This window comes from Paenarthrobacter nicotinovorans (assembly GCF_021919345.1).
Lineage (GTDB): Bacteria > Actinomycetota > Actinomycetes > Actinomycetales > Micrococcaceae > Arthrobacter > Arthrobacter nicotinovorans.
Genome location: NZ_CP089293.1, coordinates 3,567,111 through 3,584,163 on the forward strand (window position 1 = coordinate 3,567,111; position 17,053 = coordinate 3,584,163).

15 protein-coding genes and 1 pseudogene are annotated in these 17,053 nt (G+C 63.2%); 11 read left to right on the forward strand and 5 right to left on the reverse strand.

The window, feature by feature from the left end; translation table 11 throughout:
• Window positions 1-2 precede the first annotated feature (2 nt).
• Window positions 3-944, reverse strand: coding sequence for a LysR family transcriptional regulator (locus JMY29_RS16475; protein ID WP_018778818.1), 942 nt, complete (start codon window positions 942-944; stop codon window positions 3-5).
• Between the two features lie 122 nt (window positions 945-1,066).
• On the opposite strand from JMY29_RS16475, the gene JMY29_RS16480 reads away from it, so the two are divergent.
• The 3 genes from JMY29_RS16480 to JMY29_RS16490 are packed head-to-tail and all read left to right on the forward strand — an operon-like array spanning window position 1,067 to window position 3,701.
• Window positions 1,067-2,059 carry a DUF1852 domain-containing protein gene (locus JMY29_RS16480; RefSeq protein WP_189076646.1) on the forward strand — a complete coding sequence of 331 codons (993 nt, stop codon included), beginning with the start codon at window positions 1,067-1,069 and terminating at the stop codon, window positions 2,057-2,059.
• A gap of 20 nt (window positions 2,060-2,079) precedes the next feature.
• Window positions 2,080-3,126, forward strand: a complete 1,047-nt coding sequence (locus JMY29_RS16485; protein ID WP_189076647.1) for a methionine synthase — start codon at window positions 2,080-2,082, stop codon at window positions 3,124-3,126.
• 2 nt (window positions 3,127-3,128) lie between these two features.
• Window positions 3,129-3,701, forward strand: coding sequence for a flavin reductase family protein (locus tag JMY29_RS16490; protein WP_039242903.1), 573 nt, complete (start codon window positions 3,129-3,131; stop codon window positions 3,699-3,701).
• Window positions 3,702-3,837: 136 nt separating this feature from the next.
• Here the strand turns inward: JMY29_RS16490 and JMY29_RS16495 are convergent, their stop codons facing one another.
• Window positions 3,838-4,416, reverse strand: coding sequence for an adenylate kinase (locus tag JMY29_RS16495; protein WP_018778814.1), 579 nt, complete (start codon window positions 4,414-4,416; stop codon window positions 3,838-3,840).
• 50 nt (window positions 4,417-4,466) lie between these two features.
• Complete coding sequence (locus tag JMY29_RS16500; RefSeq protein WP_082924656.1) at window positions 4,467-5,345, reverse strand: MurR/RpiR family transcriptional regulator; 879 nt, start codon at window positions 5,343-5,345, stop codon at window positions 4,467-4,469.
• A gap of 108 nt (window positions 5,346-5,453) precedes the next feature.
• Between JMY29_RS16500 and JMY29_RS16505 the strand changes: the two genes are divergently transcribed.
• From JMY29_RS16505 to JMY29_RS16520, 4 genes are all read left to right on the forward strand, one after another.
• Window positions 5,454-6,848 (forward strand): MFS transporter, encoded by a 1,395-nt coding sequence (locus JMY29_RS16505; RefSeq protein ID WP_055972435.1) that lies wholly within the window; start codon window positions 5,454-5,456, stop codon window positions 6,846-6,848.
• On the forward strand, window positions 6,845-7,354 hold the full coding sequence (locus tag JMY29_RS16510; RefSeq protein ID WP_110505594.1) for a GAF domain-containing protein: 510 nt from the start codon (window positions 6,845-6,847) through the stop codon (window positions 7,352-7,354). Before JMY29_RS16505 ends, JMY29_RS16510 begins: the two co-directional genes overlap by 4 nt.
• A 1-nt stretch (window position 7,355) precedes the next feature.
• The gene (locus tag JMY29_RS16515; protein ID WP_039242906.1) at window positions 7,356-8,588 is read left to right on the forward strand and encodes a metal-dependent hydrolase family protein; all 1,233 of its coding nucleotides are present in this window, start codon (window positions 7,356-7,358) and stop codon (window positions 8,586-8,588) included.
• A 99-nt stretch (window positions 8,589-8,687) separates the two neighbouring features.
• Entirely contained in the window at window positions 8,688-9,341 is a 654-nt protein-coding gene (locus JMY29_RS16520; RefSeq protein ID WP_189076648.1) for an SRPBCC family protein, read from the forward strand.
• Between the two features lie 74 nt (window positions 9,342-9,415).
• On the opposite strand, the gene JMY29_RS16525 is transcribed toward JMY29_RS16520, so the two are convergent.
• Window positions 9,416-11,446, reverse strand: coding sequence for a rhamnogalacturonan lyase (locus JMY29_RS16525; protein ID WP_189076649.1), 2,031 nt, complete (start codon window positions 11,444-11,446; stop codon window positions 9,416-9,418).
• Window positions 11,447-11,791: 345 nt separating this feature from the next.
• On the opposite strand from JMY29_RS16525, the gene JMY29_RS16530 reads away from it, so the two are divergent.
• Both JMY29_RS16530 and JMY29_RS16535 read left to right on the forward strand, forming a co-directional pair.
• Complete coding sequence (locus JMY29_RS16530; protein WP_189076650.1) at window positions 11,792-12,928, forward strand: LLM class flavin-dependent oxidoreductase; 1,137 nt, start codon at window positions 11,792-11,794, stop codon at window positions 12,926-12,928.
• A 54-nt stretch (window positions 12,929-12,982) separates the two neighbouring features.
• Complete coding sequence (locus JMY29_RS16535) at window positions 12,983-13,420, forward strand: rhodanese-like domain-containing protein (RefSeq protein WP_189076651.1); 438 nt, start codon at window positions 12,983-12,985, stop codon at window positions 13,418-13,420.
• Here JMY29_RS16535 and JMY29_RS16540 read toward each other — a convergent pair.
• A complete protein-coding gene (locus JMY29_RS16540; protein ID WP_227453571.1) occupies window positions 13,384-13,731 on the reverse strand; it encodes a hypothetical protein in 348 nt (115 codons plus the stop codon). The two genes, JMY29_RS16535 and JMY29_RS16540, sit on opposite strands and share 37 nt — an antisense overlap.
• A gap of 315 nt (window positions 13,732-14,046) precedes the next feature.
• On the opposite strand from JMY29_RS16540, the pseudogene JMY29_RS16545 reads away from it, so the two are divergent.
• Together JMY29_RS16545 and JMY29_RS16550 are read left to right on the forward strand one after the other, a co-directional pair.
• Window positions 14,047-16,022 (forward strand): annotated as a pseudogene (locus JMY29_RS16545) (amino acid transporter).
• A gap of 108 nt (window positions 16,023-16,130) precedes the next feature.
• Window positions 16,131-16,961 carry an oxidoreductase gene (locus tag JMY29_RS16550; protein WP_189076652.1) on the forward strand — a complete coding sequence of 277 codons (831 nt, stop codon included), beginning with the start codon at window positions 16,131-16,133 and terminating at the stop codon, window positions 16,959-16,961.
• Window positions 16,962-17,053 lie beyond the last annotated feature (92 nt).

Genomic DNA, 17,053 nt, shown 5'->3' on the forward strand with positions numbered 1-17,053 from the left:
CGTCAGTCGATCAGCGCTACGCCGAACTCAGCGACGACGGCCCGCAATTCCTTGAGGTAGCGCTGCGCTTGGTCAGTGAGCGGAATCGCTGCGTGGCCGATCCAGCCGATCTCGATGCGTTCGTCAACGTCGAGCGGGATGGCGACGATCTCCGGGTCGAGGCGGCCGCTGATGATACCCGTCGAGATTGTGTAGCCGTGGAGACCGATCATGAGGTTGAAGATCGTCGCACGGTCAGAGACCCGGATCTCCTGCTTGCTGGACAAGGTGGAGAGAATCTCCTCGGCGAAGTAGAAGGAGTTATTCGCACCTTGGTCGAAGGTAAGCCGCGGCATGCCGGCGAGATCGTCGAGGGTCGCGCGCTCTTTTGAGGCGAGCGGGTTGTGCCGTGAAATGAAAATGTGCGGATCGGCAAGGAAAAGCGGAGTGAACGCGAGCCCGGAATCCCGGATCAGCTTGTCGATGATCTTCCGGTTGAAATCGTTCCGGTAAAGGATGCCTATCTCGCTGCGGAGCGTCCGGACATCCTCGATGATGTCCCAGGTGCGGGACTCGCGCAGCGAGAACTCGTATTCGGCCACGTCAGTGGCCTTGACCATCCGGACGAAGGCGTCAACCGCGAACGAGTAGTGCTGGGTTGACACCCCGAGCAAACGTCGCGTCGGCGGGCTGCCGAGGTAGCGCTGCTCAAGGAGAGCAAACTGCTCGACGACCTGCCTCGCATAGCCGAGAAACTCCACCCCGTCGGCGGTGAGGGTCACCCCGCGGGCGGAACGGAGCAGGAGCGCACGGCCCACCCGGGCCTCAAGATCCTTCATCGCGGCAGACATTGTCGGCTGCGCAACGTAGAGAAGGTCTGCAGCCGCGGAGATCGACCCCTCAGCTGCAACCTCTATGAAGTAACGGAGCTGCTGCAGGGTCAGACCACTCGAAATCTGGGGCATAGGGAAATTCTATATGAATGCATAGAAAGGCCTAGTTACCCGATATCCCCAGGAAGGTTGCACCATGGATACATCCCCTTCTGAAAGGCCGTCTCCGGCCCATCACCACGGATTGGCAACGCATGGCAGACGACTTCAGCTTCAGCATCACCACCACCCGCTTCGACGAGGACTACTCGCCGTCGGAAGGCTCCCGGATCACGACGAATTTCGCCAACCTGGCACGGGGCGAGCACCGCCAGGAGAACCTCCGCAACGCCTTGACGATGATGCGGCGACGCTTCAACGATCTCGCAGCCTGGGACAACCCGCACCGGGACCGCTACACGCTCGAACTTGAGATCGTTTCCGTACAGATACAGCTCCCCACGGAAGCCACGGACCAGCAGTTCCCCCTGTTCGAGGTTCTCGACATCCAGATCGTCGACCAGCTGAACGGGGTCCGTCACCAAGGGATCGTGGGAAACAACTTCTCCTCCTACGTCCGCGACTTCGACTTCAGCGTCGTACTGCCGGCAGCAGCAGGCGACTCAGGCAAGCCCACCGTTCCCGAGGACTTCGGCGATCTTCACGGCAAACTGTTCCAGCACTTCCTCGATTCCGCGGAATGCCAGGAACGCTTCCCGCAGCCGCCAGTGGTCTGCATCAGCGTCTCCACGAGTAAGACATACCGGCGCACCGGAAACCATCACCCGGTACTGGGCGTCGAGTACCAGCAGGACGACTTCTCGCTGACCGACCTGTACTTCGGAAAAATGGGGCTGCAGGTCCGCTACTTCATGCCGCCCGGCAGCGTCGCGCCGCTCGCCTTCTATTTCCGCGGCGACCTGCTCAACGACTACTCCAACCTGCAGCTCATCGGCACGATCAGCACCATGGAGACGTTCCAGAAGATCTACCGCCCGGAGGTCTACAACGCGAACTCCGCCGCCGCCGCCATCTACCAGCCGAGCCTGGGAGAACAGGATTACTCGCGGACCCGGATCGCTTACGACCGCGTCGAGCGCAGTCAGCTCGCGGTCAAGCAGGCGAAATACACGGAGGAGCACTTCATCACTCCCCACAAGGACCTGTTGGACCGGTGGACCGCCAAATACCCCGCTCTCGTCAACTGACCCCCGGAGAAACGTCAATCATGAACACACTTTTGCCCACCACCGTTGTCGGAAGCCTGCCGAAACCATCGTGGCTCGCACAGCCGGAGACTCTTTGGTCGCCGTGGAAACTGGAGGGAGATGCGCTGCTCGAAGGCAAGCAGGATGCCCTGCGCATCGCCATCCAGGAACAGACCCGGCGCGGCATCGACATTGTCAGCGACGGCGAGCAAACCCGCCAGCACTTCGTCACTACCTTCATCGAGCATCTCAGCGGGGTCGACTTCGAACAGCGCAAGACCGTGCGCATCCGCGACCGCTACGACGCGAGCGTGCCGACCGTCGTCGGACCGGTGCGCCGTGAACGGCCGGTATTCGTCGAAGACGCAAAGTTCCTCCGCGCAACCACCGACCGGCCGATCAAATGGACTCTTCCCGGTCCAATGACAATGGTGGACACGCTCTACGATGACCACTACAAGAGCCGCGAGAAGCTGGCCTGGGAGTTCGCCGCGATCCTGAACGAGGAGGCGAAAGAACTGGAGGCGGCCGGAGTGGACATCATCCAGTTCGACGAGCCCGCGTTCAATGTCTTCCTCGATGAGGTCAAAGACTGGGGCGTGGCCGCCCTGGAGAGAGCGGCAGAGGGACTGCGCGCGGAGACCGCCGTGCATATCTGCTACGGCTACGGGATCAAGGCGAATACTGACTGGAAGGCGACGCTCGGCTCACAGTGGCGGCAGTACGAGGAATCGTTCCCGCTGCTGCAGAATTCCAGCATCGACATCATCTCGCTGGAGTGCCAGAACTCCCACGTGCCCATGGACCTCATCGAGCTCCTCCGCGGCAAGAAAGTCATGCTCGGGGCAATCGACGTCGCAAATGAGACCATCGAGACCCCGGAGGAGGTCGCCGACACCCTCCGCAAGGCCCTGCAGTTCGTCGATGCGGACAAGCTCATCCCCAGCTCGAACTGCGGCATGGCGCCGTTCCCCCGGGACGTCGCACTGGCCAAGCTGAGCGCTCTCAGCGCAGGGACGAACATCATCCGCGAGGAACTCGCCCGCTCCGCCGCCCAGGTGTCATAACCATGTTTCACGCCTACCCGCCGGACACGTGGGTCGGGGCTCCGAAGCAAAGCTTCCCGTCCTCCCTCTCGGCCGACGAATTCAAAGCACTGTTCCGTGGCCACCCGGGAGGTGTCGCCGTCATCACGGCGGATGCCGGCGAAGGACCGGTGGCGCTGACGGTGTCGTCGGTCGTGTCAGTGAGTGCGGAACCTCCGTTGCTGATTTTCTCGGTCTCGGCATTGTCCTCTGCCTCTGAGGTCCTTTCACGCGCCGAAACCGTCGTCGTGCACCTGCTGGACGCGCACGACATCGACTTGGCGAAGTTTGGAGCCACCCCCGGCGCCGACCGCTTTGACCAAACGCACCGCTGGTCGACCCTTGAAACCGGAGAAGCGGTGTATGACGATGTGCGCGCCTGGGTGCGTTGCGCCGTCATCAATCGCATGGAGGTGGGGACCTCCAGCATCATCGCCGTTCACGCCCTGGAGTCCCGCGTGATGCGTGACGTCCAAGCGGGCGAATCCGGCGACGCCCTGGTCTACCACAACCGTTCATGGCACCGCCTGGGCGAGCATTCCAAGCATGAAGGCTGAGCGCCGCGCCAACAATGCAATGCAGCAGGCCGAACGGCGGACGACGGCGGGAGCATAACTCCCGCCGTCGTCCTCGTTAAAGTCGACGGCGGTGCGGTCGCCGTCGTCGAACGGCGCGCCAAGCGGTCCCCTGGGGCTAAGCCGCCAGCGCCCCTTCGACGGCGGCAATTGCGGCCCGCGTAATGCTTTCCCGCTCGCCGGTTCCCTCCACGGTCAACAGAATCCCGCGCTTGGTGTACGCCGTCAAAACCGGCTGGGTCTCTTCGCGGTACAGCTCCAACCGATGTTGGATCACGTCTTCGGTATCATCGCTCCGACCCTGTTCTTGGGCACGGCGGAGCATCCGGGCCAGCAACTCGCCGTCCGGGGCCGTGAGCGCCAGGACAACTTCCAAGGGCTGGCCTCGTACTGCAAGCATCTCGTCCAGGGCCCCGATCTGAATGACCGTCCGGGGGTAGCCATCCAGCAGGAAGCCGTCGGCAGCATCGGGTTCCTCCATGCGCTGCTTGAGCATGTCCGTGGTGACGTGGTCCGGCACAAACTCGCCCTTGTCCATGAAAGCACTGGCTTCCAGCCCGAGTTCGGTTTTGTCCCGGACGTGGGCGCGGAACAGATCCCCCGTGGAGATGGCGGGAATCCCGAAATGCCGCGCAAGGTGCTCAGCCTGCGTGCCTTTGCCGGAACCTGGAGGGCCCATGATGATCAGTCGCGCCATGACACTGGTCCGTTTCGAGAGGCGGCCGGGGTTACAAGACTACTCTCCCGCTAGGAGCTGGAGCGCGGGTGCATGATCCGCATCTGGTCCCAGGTACGCTCCGATGCAGCGATGTTCTGGTTGGACCGCTCACGGTCCAGGGAAGCGAGTTCGACGGCGATCGCCTGGACCGCGGATACGGCACCTGTCAGGGATGGGAAGAATCCCGCGCCTTCCGTAGGCACCACGATCCGATGGTCGGCATGCACTGCCACCGGTGATCCTGCGCTGTCCGTGATGGAGGCGATGGGGGTGCCAAGGTTGTGCGCGATCTCGACCGCCCGCATGGTGCTGTCGTAGACCCTCCAAAGGCTGATCGCGATGACGAGGTCTTCTGCACCAAGCCGTGCAATGGCGTTGGTCAGGGCAGCGACGTCGGCATCGAGGAGCCGTACGTTGTAGCCGGCGATGATCGCGTTGTGTTCCAGCGCCTTGCCCGGGATGGCGTAACTGCCTGCTGCAACGATGAAAGTCTGCCGTGCACCGGCAATCGCCTGCGCAATGTCATGAAGGGTGTTGGCATCCAGGGTTCGCTCAAAGTGGGCCAGGTTGGCGCGATCCGTGGACACTGCAGCCTGTGCCGGGCTGTTGATGTGGCCGTTGTGTTCGGCGGCAACTTCCACTGCGCTAAGGGACGCCAGGAAGCGTGAACGCAGCTCGAATTGGAAGTCTGCCCACCCCTTGAATCCCAGTGTTTGCGCGGTTCTTGTCACCGTGGAGGCGTTCGAGGCGGCAGCCCCGGCGATGTCGCTCACAGAGCCGTAGGACGCAAGCCGTGGCTGGGATCGGAGGATGCCAATGACTTGCAATTGGCGTGCCGCGAGCTTCCGCCCTTGGACACGGCTGTCCAGCCACTCGGTCAACGTTGACGAGTCGAAATCTTCTTCCACCTATTGACCTACCTCACACTTTGGCCGTAACTTCGATACATCGCTTCTGCACAGATCCGTGCATATTCCTAAAAATGTACAACTTGGCCCACTTTGGCAGGAATCACCATGTCTCTCACAGCACGCTTGGATCGTCTGGCTCTCAGTCGACCACACTACAAGCTTCTCCTTATCGGAGGCCTCGGCTACTCGTTCGACGGCATGGACGGTGCAGTAGTCGCCTTCCTGCTCCCGCGCATCCAGGAACTATGGGGCCTCAGCACCGCCAGCCTCGGATTGGTTGGCTCCGCGGCCCCGTTCGGCTTCTTCTTCGGCGCAATCCTGGCCGGTTGGATGGGTGACCGCTTCGGCCGCAAGAAGGTCATGTTGTGGGCTCTTGCCTTCTACTGCCTCATGTCGATCGTCGCGGCCATGGCCCCCAACTTTGAAATCTTCCTGATTGCACGGATCTTTGCAGGATTGGGGGCCGGCGCCGAAAGCGTGATCATCGCCCCCTTCCTCTCCGAGTTCATCCCTCCCAAGCGCCGCGGCTGGTTCATTGGAACCCTGGCCGGCTTCTTCTCCTTCGGCTTCGTGGCTGCCGCACTGATCGGCCGGTTCGTGGTTCCCATGGGCGAGGATGGCTGGCGCTGGGCGCAGGTCATCACTGCCGTTCCCATCCTCCTCCTGCTCTGGTGGCGTCGCAGCCTGCCCGAATCCCCGCGCTTCCTCATCAGCCGCGGACGCATCGCAGAGGCAACCGCAGTAGTGGATCGCTTCGAGCAGAGCGTAGTGAAAGCCACCGGGAAGCCCTTGGCGCCCTTGCCATCCGCGGAAGAAGAGATCACCAAGCACGAGCAAAAGATCAGTGTCTGGAATGCCCTGAAATTCATGTGGTCCAAGGCAATGCGCCGCCGGACCGCGGTGATCTGGTTGATCTGGTTCGTCATCACGTTCTCCTACTACGGCTTCTTCTCCTGGATTCCCACGTTGCTGGTAGGCCGTGGCATCACGGTCACCAAGAGCTTCGAATTCTCCATCCTCATTTACCTGGCACAAATCCCCGGCTACTTCTCGGCGGCCTGGTTGTGTGACCGGATCGACCGCAAAAACACCATCGCCCTCTACCTGGCGGGATCGGCCATCAGTGCCTTCTGGCTGAGCCAGTCCAACGATTCCGGCATGATCCTGGTGGCCGCAGCAACGTTGTCCTTCTTCCTGAACGGCACCTACGCAGGTGTTTACGCCTACACCCCGGAGCTCTTCCCCACCTGGATGCGCGCCACCGGCGTTGGCCTTGCCAGTGCTGTGGGCCGCGTCGGCAGCATCCTGGCCCCGTCCATCATCGGAATCTTCGCGGCTTCCCTCGGTTTCGGCGGAGTGTTCACCATGACCACCGTGGTGCTGACAATCGGCGTCCTGGGCGTCGTGATCTTCGGCGCCTCCACTGCGGGCAAGTCGCTGGAAGACATCAACGCCCGAGCCGAACATGACCCGGCAGCGGCAGGAACAGCGAGCAAATGAGCGGAAACACCATGAAGACTGACACCACGTTCCAAGAGGCCTTCACCTCCCTGCAGAAGGATCCGGGAGTCATCCTGTTCACTGCATTGCAGTGGATCCCGCAACGTTCCGGCCTGAAGCGGCTGTTCACCAGCCATCCCGCGGAATACCCGGTGGGCGGAGAGAAGACCGTCGAGATCTCCCCCGGCTGGCTGGGAACCGTCATCGAAGAAAAGAAGCCGTTCCTTGCCCCTGACCTGGCAGCACTCCGCGAAGTCTTTTCAGACTCCGGACTTATCCAGCAGCTCGGCTGCGGAGCCGTGATCAACGTGCCGGTCCTCGATCCTGGCAACAACGTGGTGGGCGTCCTGGCGCTCCTTGATGCGGAAGGCAAGTACACGCAGCAAAGTGTGGACACCGCCGTCGAAGTCATCAACGCGAACCTGCCCGCGCTGGTCCAAGCCTTTGAAGCCCATCCCACTGAAGTACCTGAAGACCCCGAAGTCCCCGGGAAGGACACCGTTTAGCATGAGCACCACCCTTGAAACCACGGCCCTCGTCATCCGCAACGCCAGCGTCCTGGACGTGGACGCCGGCACCTACTCGACTGCCGACGTCGTGAGCGTTGATGGAAAGATCAGCAGCGTAGGACCGAACGCCGAGGCGCCTTCGAACGCCCGGGTCATCGACGGCACAGGGAAGTTCGTCATCCCGGGCCTCATCGACGCCCACGTCCACGTCGTGGCGTCAAGCGCCGACTTCCGTTCCCTGACCTACACGCCGGCGTCGTACGTCTATGCGCAGACGGCCCGGATCATGGGAGAGATGCTGCGCCGCGGCTTTACTACTGTCCGTGACCTCTCGGGCGCCGACTTCGGGCTGGCCATGGCGCAGGAGGAGGGGCTGCTGGAAGGCCCGAAAATCCACTTCTGCGGCCACGCGCTGAGCCAGACCGGCGGTCACGGCGATATGCGGCTCCCCGGCGAAGACCATGATCCCAATGGCCGCGGCTGCTGTGGCATCGGCCGGGTGGCTGATGGCGTGGACGCTGTCAGGGCCGCTGCCCGCGACGAAATCCGCAAGGGCGCCCACCACATCAAGATCATGGCGTCCGGCGGCGTCTCCTCCCCCACTGACCGCATCGACTCGACGCAGTATTCCATGGAGGAAATGCGGGCAGCAGTGGAAGAGGCCGAGGCTGCCAACCGCTACGTCGCAGCCCACGCCTACACTGCCCGGGCCATCAACCGCGCGCTGGAAGCCGGGGTGCGTTCGATCGAACACGGCAACCTCCTGGACGACGAAAGCCTGCGGCTCTTCCTCGAGAAGGACGCCTTCCTGGTTCCCACGCTGGTGACCTACTGGGCGTTGAAGGAAGAAGGCAAGGAATTCGGCCTCACCGAGGAGATGTGGGCCAAGGTGGACTCTGTGCTCACCAGCGGACTCGAAGCCATCTCGCGGGCCCACCAGGCAGGCGTCAAGATGGCCTTCGGATCCGATCTTCTGGGCGGCATGCACCGCCACCAGAACGAACAGTTCAGGCTGTTGGGCAAGGTCCAGCCCGCCATCGACGCCATCCGCTCAGCCACCACGACGGCGGCGCTGCTGCTTGAGCGCGCAGGTGAACTTGGCGTGGTGGCGCCGGGCGCCGACGCGGACATGCTGGTCCTGGACGCGGATCCGGTGGCCGATATCTCCGTGCTTGCCGATATTTCGGAGCACCTCGAATACCTGGTCCAGAACGGCCGGGTGATCTCCTAGCGCCTGCTCCCGAGGGCTATCAGGCCTGTTCTTCCCCTCCGAAAAGCCCGATAATGTAAGCATGCTGATCAATACCGAATCGAGCAGGAGGAGGACAAAGTGACCACGAAAGTGAACAAGACAATCATGGTCAACGTTCCGATCAGTACGGCCTACAGGCAATGGACACAGTTCGAGGAATTCCCGCACTTCATGGGCGGAGTGGAGCGAGTGACGCGGCTCGGCGACGACCGCCTTGAATGGGTCGCCGAGATCGCAGGCGTCCACCGCACGTGGGAAGCCAGGATCGTCCAGCAGGACGTGGACCGTGCCGTGGCGTGGGCCGCCGTCGAGGGTGTCAAGAACGCAGGGTGGGTGGAGTTCAAGGAAGCCGGCCCCAGCCAGACTTCCCTGCACTTGTCGTTGGAATACGAACCCCACGGCGTCCTGGAATTCCTGGGGGACAAGTTGCACATTGTTGAGAGGCAGGCTGAGTCAGACTTGAAGAAGTTCAAGGAGTACATCGAAAAGCAGGCACCGGAGACCGGCACCGCGGGAACCGACACCACAAACACCACAGGAACCGACACCACAAATACCACACCGGTTATCGACCCCATCAACCACCCGTTCGACCAGACCAACGGGTTGGCGGACGTCGATGGAGACTCGGATGGCACCGCCGAAAGCGATACCCGAAGCAAGGCCGAACGCAGGGACGGGGACGACCCCAGAGCCGTCCCCCCACTGGGTGGCACCCTCGGCCAGCACTGACCGGAGAAAGCAACGCGGGGTTACTTACGGCCCATAGGGGGTATCCCAAAGGCCATAAGTAACCCCGCGTTGTTCTACTTGGTGCCGGTGTAGACGACGGCGGGCGCCGCCGGGGCCTGCATCCCCTCACCGATGAAGAAGCCCGGGTGGGGCGGCTGGTTGTACGCCACATTCTCACGTGCAACAGCCGTGCGGTAGACGGTGTCGTGCATCAGCGTGCGCAGGCGAACCTCGGTGGGAGCCGTGGTGGTGTAGATCCTGAGTTCGGTGCTGTCCGTGGACGGCCAGGCGATCTCCTCGCGCCAGTCACCCAGGATGTCGGCCTGAATGGACGGGTTGCCCTTGGTGGTGTTGTTGCTGCGGGCACCGTCCGCCGTCAGGAGGCGGTCGCTGGTTTCGGTTTCCCAGTTCCACTTGGAGATGGTGGGAACGCCGCGGGAGACCGTTGCATCGTAGTCGTGGTCAACGATCTCGCGGAGCAGGTCCCCGTCCCACCAAGCCAGGAAGTTGGCGGCCGGAATGTTCTCGGAGATCAGCTCACCCTTGGCCGACCTCAGCTGGCCCACCGGCGAGTCCCAGGCGGCGGAACCACCCACGGCCCAGCCCTCGGCCCCTTCATAGCGGGGATCGATGTCACCCGCTGCACCACGGCCGGTGTCCTTGACGGCAGGGATGCTCCAGAGAATTTCACCCGTAGCAGCATCCCGGAAGGTCGCTCCACGGTTGCCGCTTTGGCCCATGCTTTCGTGGACGGCAAATGTCTCCAGCCCCGGCCTGGACGGGTCGAGGTCGCCGGTGTGGATCGCGTCGCCATGACCGAGCTTGGTGTTGTACAGCGGCTGGCCGTTGTCATCGATGGTCATTGAGCCGAAGACGAACTCATCCTTGCCGTCCTGGTCCACGTCCGCGACGGAGAGGTTGTGGTTGCCTTGCCCCTTGTACTCGTCCCCGGCCTGGTTGGAATCGAAGGTCCAGCGTTTCACGAGTTTTCCGTTGACGAGGTCGTAGGTCACCAGCACTGTGCGGGTGTAGTAGCCGCGGCTGAACATCAGCGAGGGGTGTTCGCCGTCGAGATATGCCACGGCTGCGAGGAAGCGGTCAACGCGGTTGCCGTAATTGTCGCCCCACCCTGCCACCGGGCCCCGGGCTGGCTCGTAAGCGACGGTGTCCATGATCGTTCCAGTTTCGCCCTTGAAGACCGTGAGGAACTCGGGACCGGACAAGACGTAGCCGGCACTGTTGCGGTAGTCGGCGTTGGCGTTGCCGATCACCGTTCCCGCCGCGTCCGTCGTGCCGTCCGCCGTCTTGAACGAGACCTCGGCCTTGCCGTCGCCGTCGAAGTCATACGCGAGGACCTGCGTGTAGTGTGCGCCGGCGCGAATGTTGCGCCCCAGGTCGATGCGCCACAGCTTGGTTCCGTCCAGTTTGTAGGCATCCACGTAGACGTTGCCCGTGTAACCGGATTGCGAGTTGTCCTTCGCGTTGGATGGCGCCCACGTCTGGATGACCTCGTACTTGCCGTCGCCGTCGAGGTCTGCCACGGTGGCGTCGTTGGCCGAGTAGGTGTAGGGCTTGCCGTCGGGCGTCACGCCGTCGGCCGGCTTGTCCAGCTTGATGGCCAGGTAGTTCTGCGCCAGGGGCGTGACCGCCTCGGTCAGCTTGTCCCGGCCTTGGCCGTTGGCGACGGTCTTGATCACGTAGCTGGACTGCGCCGTCCCGTCCGGGTCAACGAACATCGTGGCGTTGCGCAGGGGTTCGGGGGTGATGTTGACGCCGTCGCGCAGAACCTGGAAGCCGACACTGTCTTTGTCCAGGCCGAGCATACGCCAGCTCACTGTGACGCCCTGATCCGTCAGGACGGCCACGGGTGCGCGGTCCAGGTTTTCCACTTGGCGCTTCAGCGAAGCGGGGTCCTTGGCGGCAGGCACGACGGCGGGAAGTCCGGTTTGCGCTGACTGCGGGAGTTGGGCGGGAGCTGCTTGGGCAAGCGGGACGCCTGTCAGCGCGATGGCGGCGGCAGCCAGGGAGGCAGAGGCCGCCAGTGGAACTGCCCTCCGCGCACGACGACGGGCGGTGGGGTAGGAACATTTCGAGGTGTGAGCCAAAGAACATCTCCTTTGATGCTGGGCGGCAGGGGGTCTGCGCGCACTTTTTTGGAACGTTTCACTCGGCGCCGAGCAATCTCTCCGCATATGAGCGAGTGAAGTGATCGATGCGAGAAAACGCTTTCCGCCAACAAGGTTTACCAGCGCCTCAACCATCCGGTCAAGGGTTTGACAGGAAATGACTGTGCGGCTTCGGTGCGAAATGTTCGAATTTGTCCGTTGCTCCATGTGCATCTGTGAGCCCTCCGTGACGGTCCGTTTCGTCGGATTTCGCCGGATTTAGCCCGGTTGAGCGGGGTGACGGATCGGCTTTGGCCGGGGCACTGCGCTCCGTAGTGTCGTGCCATGCCGAAGCCTTCAGTCACTCCCTTGTCCGTCCTCGACCTGAGCCCGGTTTCTGCCGGGCAGACACCGGGCGAGGCGCTGCGCAGCACCATCGCGCTTGCCGCCTCCGCCGAAGCTTCCGGCTACTCGCGCTACTGGCTCGCAGAACATCACCTCAACACAGGCGTTGCCGGTTCTGCCCCGCATATCCTGGCCGGTTTGGTTGCGTCGGCCACCACGACCATCCGTGTCGGCACGGCGGCCACCCTGTTGGGGAATTACAGGCCGCTCCAGATTGCGGAGAGCATCGGCACGCTCGCCGCCGTGTTCCCGGACCGTGTGGACCTTGGCTTTGGTCGCTCCGGCCCGCCGAAGTCGCCCAGCGAACCGGCTCCTGGAGTAGTTCCCCCTACGGACACACCCGGCGATCGCGTGGTTGACGGTTTGCTGATTCCTTCGCCGCGCCCCATCTTCGGCGCCGTCCTTCCCAGGAAATTCCGCTTGCAAGGTGAACTGCTGGGCCGCTTCCCTGGAGACACGGACAACTTCGAGAACGACGTCCAGGACATCATCGGTTTCTTCACCGGGGAGTACAGGACCAAGCATGGCGAGGAAGTCACCGCGACGCCGGCTCTCGGGCAGGCGCCCCAATTCTGGATCCACGGTTCAACAGCGGGTCCCAGCGCGCGTTTGGCAGGCAAGTTGGGACTTCCCTTCGGCGCGAACTACCACGTAGCACCAGCCGGCGTGCTGGACTCCATTGCCGAATACCGGGCCCACTTTGAACCGTCTGCTTCCTTGCAGGAACCGCAGGTGATCGTCTCGGCGGACGTGCTGGTGGCCCCGGACGAACGCCAAGCACAGCGCCTCGCACGCGGCTATGCCCAGTGGGTACACGGCATTCGCAGCGGCCAGGGCGCCATCCCCTACCCCTCGCCGGACGATGCCCTGGATCTTCCTTTGGACGCGGAAGCCGAGGAGCTGATCAAAGACCGCGTGGACACGAGGCTGGTGGGCGACCCCCACCAAGTCAGCGCCAAGCTGCGCACGTTGCAGCGCGTCACCGGCGCCCAGGAACTGCTCATCACCACCATTGCCCACGACCCCGCCGACCGGCAGAACTCCTACCAGTTGCTGGCCGAGGCCTGGGGCCTCTGACTTTCCGATTTTCCAACCACCACCAACACGTCCACCACCTATAAAAGGAGCTCCATGTCCACCGAAACCACAGTTCAGGACTCAGTACAGGAAGACACCCAACTGATCACCGCCGACGCCGCCGCCAAGCTCATCGAAGAAGGCGCGCTGCTGATTGATGTCCGCAGCGAAGGAGGCCGCGCCAGCACCGGCGCAGTCCCCGGTGCCGTAGTGGTCAACCGCGAGCACGTTGAGGAAGACTTCAGCCCCGAATCCGCGCACCGCCTTGCCCAGGTCAGCGGCACCGACCAGAAAATCGTGGTGTTCTGCGGCTCCGTGAACGGTTCACGTCCCGTCGCGCAGAAGCTCAAAGTCCTCGGCTACGCCAACGCCGTCCACGTGGACGGCGGCTTCCCGGCACTCCGCGACGCCGGTGTCCCCACCACCGGGCCGACGGCCCCGCCGGCTCCCGTAGCTCAGGCGTCCACTGATTCGGTGGCTTCCGAACGCTGAGCACCGGCCGCCGTCGGACGTTCCGACGTAAGTGCTACCGCCGCCGTCGCGGTTTCCTTCCCGGAAGTCACGACGGCGGCACGTGCGTTTCTGCGGTCCCGCGCCTCGCGGAACCAGTCCAGTCCGCCGGCGAGCAAGGCGACGCCCAGCAGGACACAGCACATCACGATGCCTTGGTGGAAAGCATCCTTGGAGGCCTGGCCGGTGGCCGCTCCCTGGGCTTGCAGGAACATCCCAGCGGCAGCGGCCGAACACAGTGCCGCAGCGAATCGTTGGCTGAGTTGGTAGAAGCCTGCTGCCACTCCCGCCATGCGTTCCTTCCCGCCCCCCCCTTTGCCTCAGGTTGGCCCGAAAAACAACCAGAAATGGTTAATTTGGGGGAATATGAATGTCAAAGCGGGTCAGGAAGCCACCGAGAGGACGCGTGCCTGGGCCTCATCACCGATCAACAGTCCTTGGACCTTCCGCCCGTGAGGGGTTAGCTCCCAACCCTTTGGCTCGCGCCAATAACCCCGGGAGCTCACCTCTCGCGTAAAGGTCTTATCAAGAATTGGCCCCTTCCGGCATCACGCCTCGTGCGCGGTGCTATGTTCAGCTCAGATCGACGAGCGTCTGGGAGGGCACCCATGACCACGTTAAGCAGACCACCGGCTGACCCCTCGGCTCCCAGGCCCCGGGGTTGGACATCATTCCGGACGTGGCTCCTGTTCGGGCTGCAGGACAGCAAAGGCCGGCATCCCGGCCCCGGCGTGGTCAGTGCGGCCCACGAGAAGAAGCACCATTGGTGGCAGGTCATGTGCCTGACGGGCGTGGACTACTTCTCCACCCTTGGCTACCAGCCGGCCATCGCTGCCTTGGCCGCGGGCGTGATCTCACCGCTGGCCACCATCGTCCTGGTTGCCGTTACCTTGTTCGGCGCGCTTCCGGTCTACCGGCGCGTGGCAGGGGAAAGTCCCCGCGGCGAGGGCTCCATCGCCATGCTCGAGCGTTTGCTTCCACGCTGGGGAGGCAAACTGCTGGTGCTGGTGCTGCTCGGCTTTGCCGCCACGGACTTCATGATCACCATGACTCTTTCCGCGGCGGATGCCACGGCCCACTTCATCCAGAACCCGGTGATGCCGTCCTGGCTGCAGGGCCAGAATGTTCCTGTCACCTTGGTCCTCCTGGCACTCCTGGCCGCCGTTTTCCTCCGTGGTTTCAAGGAGGCGATAGGCGTCGCCGTCGTTCTTGTGGTCCTTTACCTGGGCTTGAATGTGGTGGTGGTCGCCACCACCGTCGTCGAGGTCCTGGCGCATCCCACCGCCGTAGGTGACTGGTGGCAGCTGCTGTGGACTTCCCACGGCAACCCGCTCATGGCCGTAGCCATCGCTTGCATTGTCTTTCCGAAACTCGCGTTGGGCCTCTCCGGATTCGAGACGGGTGTCGCCGTGATGCCGCAGGTGCAGGGCGACCCCGATGACACTGAGGCCAAGCCAACAGGCCGCATCCGGGGAACCCGGAGAATGCTCACCACCGCCGCATTGATCATGAGTACGTTCCTCATCACCTCAAGCTTCACTACTGTGGTCCTCATCCCCGAGCGCGAGTTCGAGCCCGGCGGCCAGGCAAACGGCCGTGCCCTCGCGTTCCTCGCCCACGAATACCTGGGCCTGGGTTTGGCACGGTGTACGACATCAGCACCATCGCCATCCTGTGGTTCGCAGGCGCCTCCGCCATGGCCGGCCTGCTCAACCTTGTACCGCGGTACCTTCCCCGCTACGGCATGGCTCCGGAATGGGCCAAGGCGGTTCGCCCCTTGGTGCTGGTTTTCACGCTGGTGGGGTTCTTCATCACTATCGCCTTCAACGCCGACGTCGACGCCCAGGGCGGTGCCTACGCCACCGGTGTCCTGGTGCTGATGACGTCAGCCGCCGTTGCCGTGACACTGTCCACCCGCCGTCGTGATCAGCGCAAACGCATGATCGGCTTCGGCGCCATCGCCGCCGTGTTCGTCTACACCACGGTGGCCAACGTCGTGGAGCGACCCGAAGGCATCCGGATTGCGGCCGTGTTCATCGCCGGCATCATCGGCATCTCCCTGCTGTCCCGGGTGCGCAGGTCGTTCGAGTTGCACGCCACACACGTCCACATGGACCGCAACGCCCTGGAATTCATCCTTGACGACGGCACCGAACCCATACGGCTCATCGCGCACGAACCGCTCCGGCTTACGGCGGAGGCCTATCGCTCGAAGCTGGTCTCGGCCATCGAGGTCAGCCACCTCCCCCTCAACTACCACGGCCTGTTCCTTGAAGTGGTGCTCGACGACACTTCGGATTTCGAGACCGAACTGTACGTCAAGGGCATCGAACGGCACGGCTACCGGATCCTTGAGGTGCATGGTCCGGTGGTGGCGAACACCATTGCCTCGGTGCTTTTGCATATCCGTGACGTCACAGGGTTGATGCCCCACATATATTTCCGCTGGACTGAGGGCAACCCGATGACCAACCTGTTGCGCTTCCTGTTCCTGGGCGAGGGCGAAATAGCCCCGGTGACCCGCGAGGTCCTCAGGGAGGCCGAACCGGAGGTGAGCCGCCGCCCGTGGGTGCACGTCGGTTGAGCGGCGTCCTCTGTCCCGGGTGGCACCGGCAATACCTGTATGGGCCGTCACTCCCGTGGCGCCGGGGAGTAGCGTTCAGTGGGATAGGTCAACCATGAAAGGAACATCATGACTACCTGGCTCATCACAGGCTGCTCCACCGGTCTCGGCCGCGCACTTGCCCTGGCGGTCCTCGCGAAAGGCGATAACGCCGTCGTGACCGCGCGCGACACCGCCACTCTGCAGGACCTCGCCGCGGAATTCCCGACGACGGCACTCGCCGTCCCGCTCGACGTCACCGATCAGTCGCAGGTGGAAGCGGCCGTGCAGCAGGCCGTGGAGCGCTTCGGCGGTGTGGACGTCCTGGTCAACAACGCGGGATACGGCTATCGCGCCGCGATCGAAGAGGGCGCCGACGCGGACGTCAGGACGCTGTTCGATACCAACGTGTTCGGTCCCGTCGCCATGATCAAGGCCGTCCTGCCCGGGATGCGTACCCGGCGTTCGGGTGCGATCGTGAACATCTCCTCGATCGGCGCCCGCATCTGCCCACCCGGCTCGGGCTATTACTCGGCAACAAAGGCCGCGCTTGAAGGCATTTCCGGTTCCCTGCAGAAGGAACTGGCGCCGTTGGGCATCACAGTAACGGCCGTGGAACCGGGTGGTTTCAGGACGGACTTCGCCGGAAGGTCGCTCACGCAATCCGCAGAAGCCATTGACGACTACGCCCAGACTGCCGGCAAGCGACGCAAGGAAAACGACACGGTGCATGGGACGCAGCAGGGTGATCCGGACAGGGCAGCCCAGGTGATTATCAACGCTGTCGAGGCCTCTGAAACTCCTGGCTTCCTGCTGCTCGGTGAGGACGCCGCCAAGGCCTTTGACGCCGTAGCGGAAGCCCAGCGGGCCGAGGTGGATCGTTGGCGGGAGCTCACTGTCAGCACCGGTTACACGGAGTAACAAGCAACGTGTAATCGGTCACACTTGGCTGGATTCGCTTGTCAATCACGGTGGGCAGCATGAACCATGAATGAGGGAATCCGTTCCCATAC

Coding starts and splice junctions, on each gene's coding strand:
- JMY29_RS16490 (WP_039242903.1), top strand. CDS start 3,129: ATGTTTCACGCCTACCCGCCGGACACGTGGGTCGGGGCTCCGAAGCAA.
- JMY29_RS16485 (WP_189076647.1), top strand. CDS start 2,080: ATGAACACACTTTTGCCCACCACCGTTGTCGGAAGCCTGCCGAAACCA.
- JMY29_RS16510 (WP_110505594.1), top strand. CDS start 6,845: ATGAGCGGAAACACCATGAAGACTGACACCACGTTCCAAGAGGCCTTC.
- JMY29_RS16480 (WP_189076646.1), top strand. CDS start 1,067: ATGGCAGACGACTTCAGCTTCAGCATCACCACCACCCGCTTCGACGAG.
- JMY29_RS16475 (WP_018778818.1), bottom strand. CDS start 944: ATGCCCCAGATTTCGAGTGGTCTGACCCTGCAGCAGCTCCGTTACTTC.
- JMY29_RS16550 (WP_189076652.1), top strand. CDS start 16,131: ATGACTACCTGGCTCATCACAGGCTGCTCCACCGGTCTCGGCCGCGCA.
- JMY29_RS16530 (WP_189076650.1), top strand. CDS start 11,792: ATGCCGAAGCCTTCAGTCACTCCCTTGTCCGTCCTCGACCTGAGCCCG.
- JMY29_RS16515 (WP_039242906.1), top strand. CDS start 7,356: ATGAGCACCACCCTTGAAACCACGGCCCTCGTCATCCGCAACGCCAGC.
- JMY29_RS16495 (WP_018778814.1), bottom strand. CDS start 4,416: ATGGCGCGACTGATCATCATGGGCCCTCCAGGTTCCGGCAAAGGCACG.
- JMY29_RS16505 (WP_055972435.1), top strand. CDS start 5,454: ATGTCTCTCACAGCACGCTTGGATCGTCTGGCTCTCAGTCGACCACAC.
- JMY29_RS16540 (WP_227453571.1), bottom strand. CDS start 13,731: ATGGCGGGAGTGGCAGCAGGCTTCTACCAACTCAGCCAACGATTCGCT.
- JMY29_RS16535 (WP_189076651.1), top strand. CDS start 12,983: ATGTCCACCGAAACCACAGTTCAGGACTCAGTACAGGAAGACACCCAA.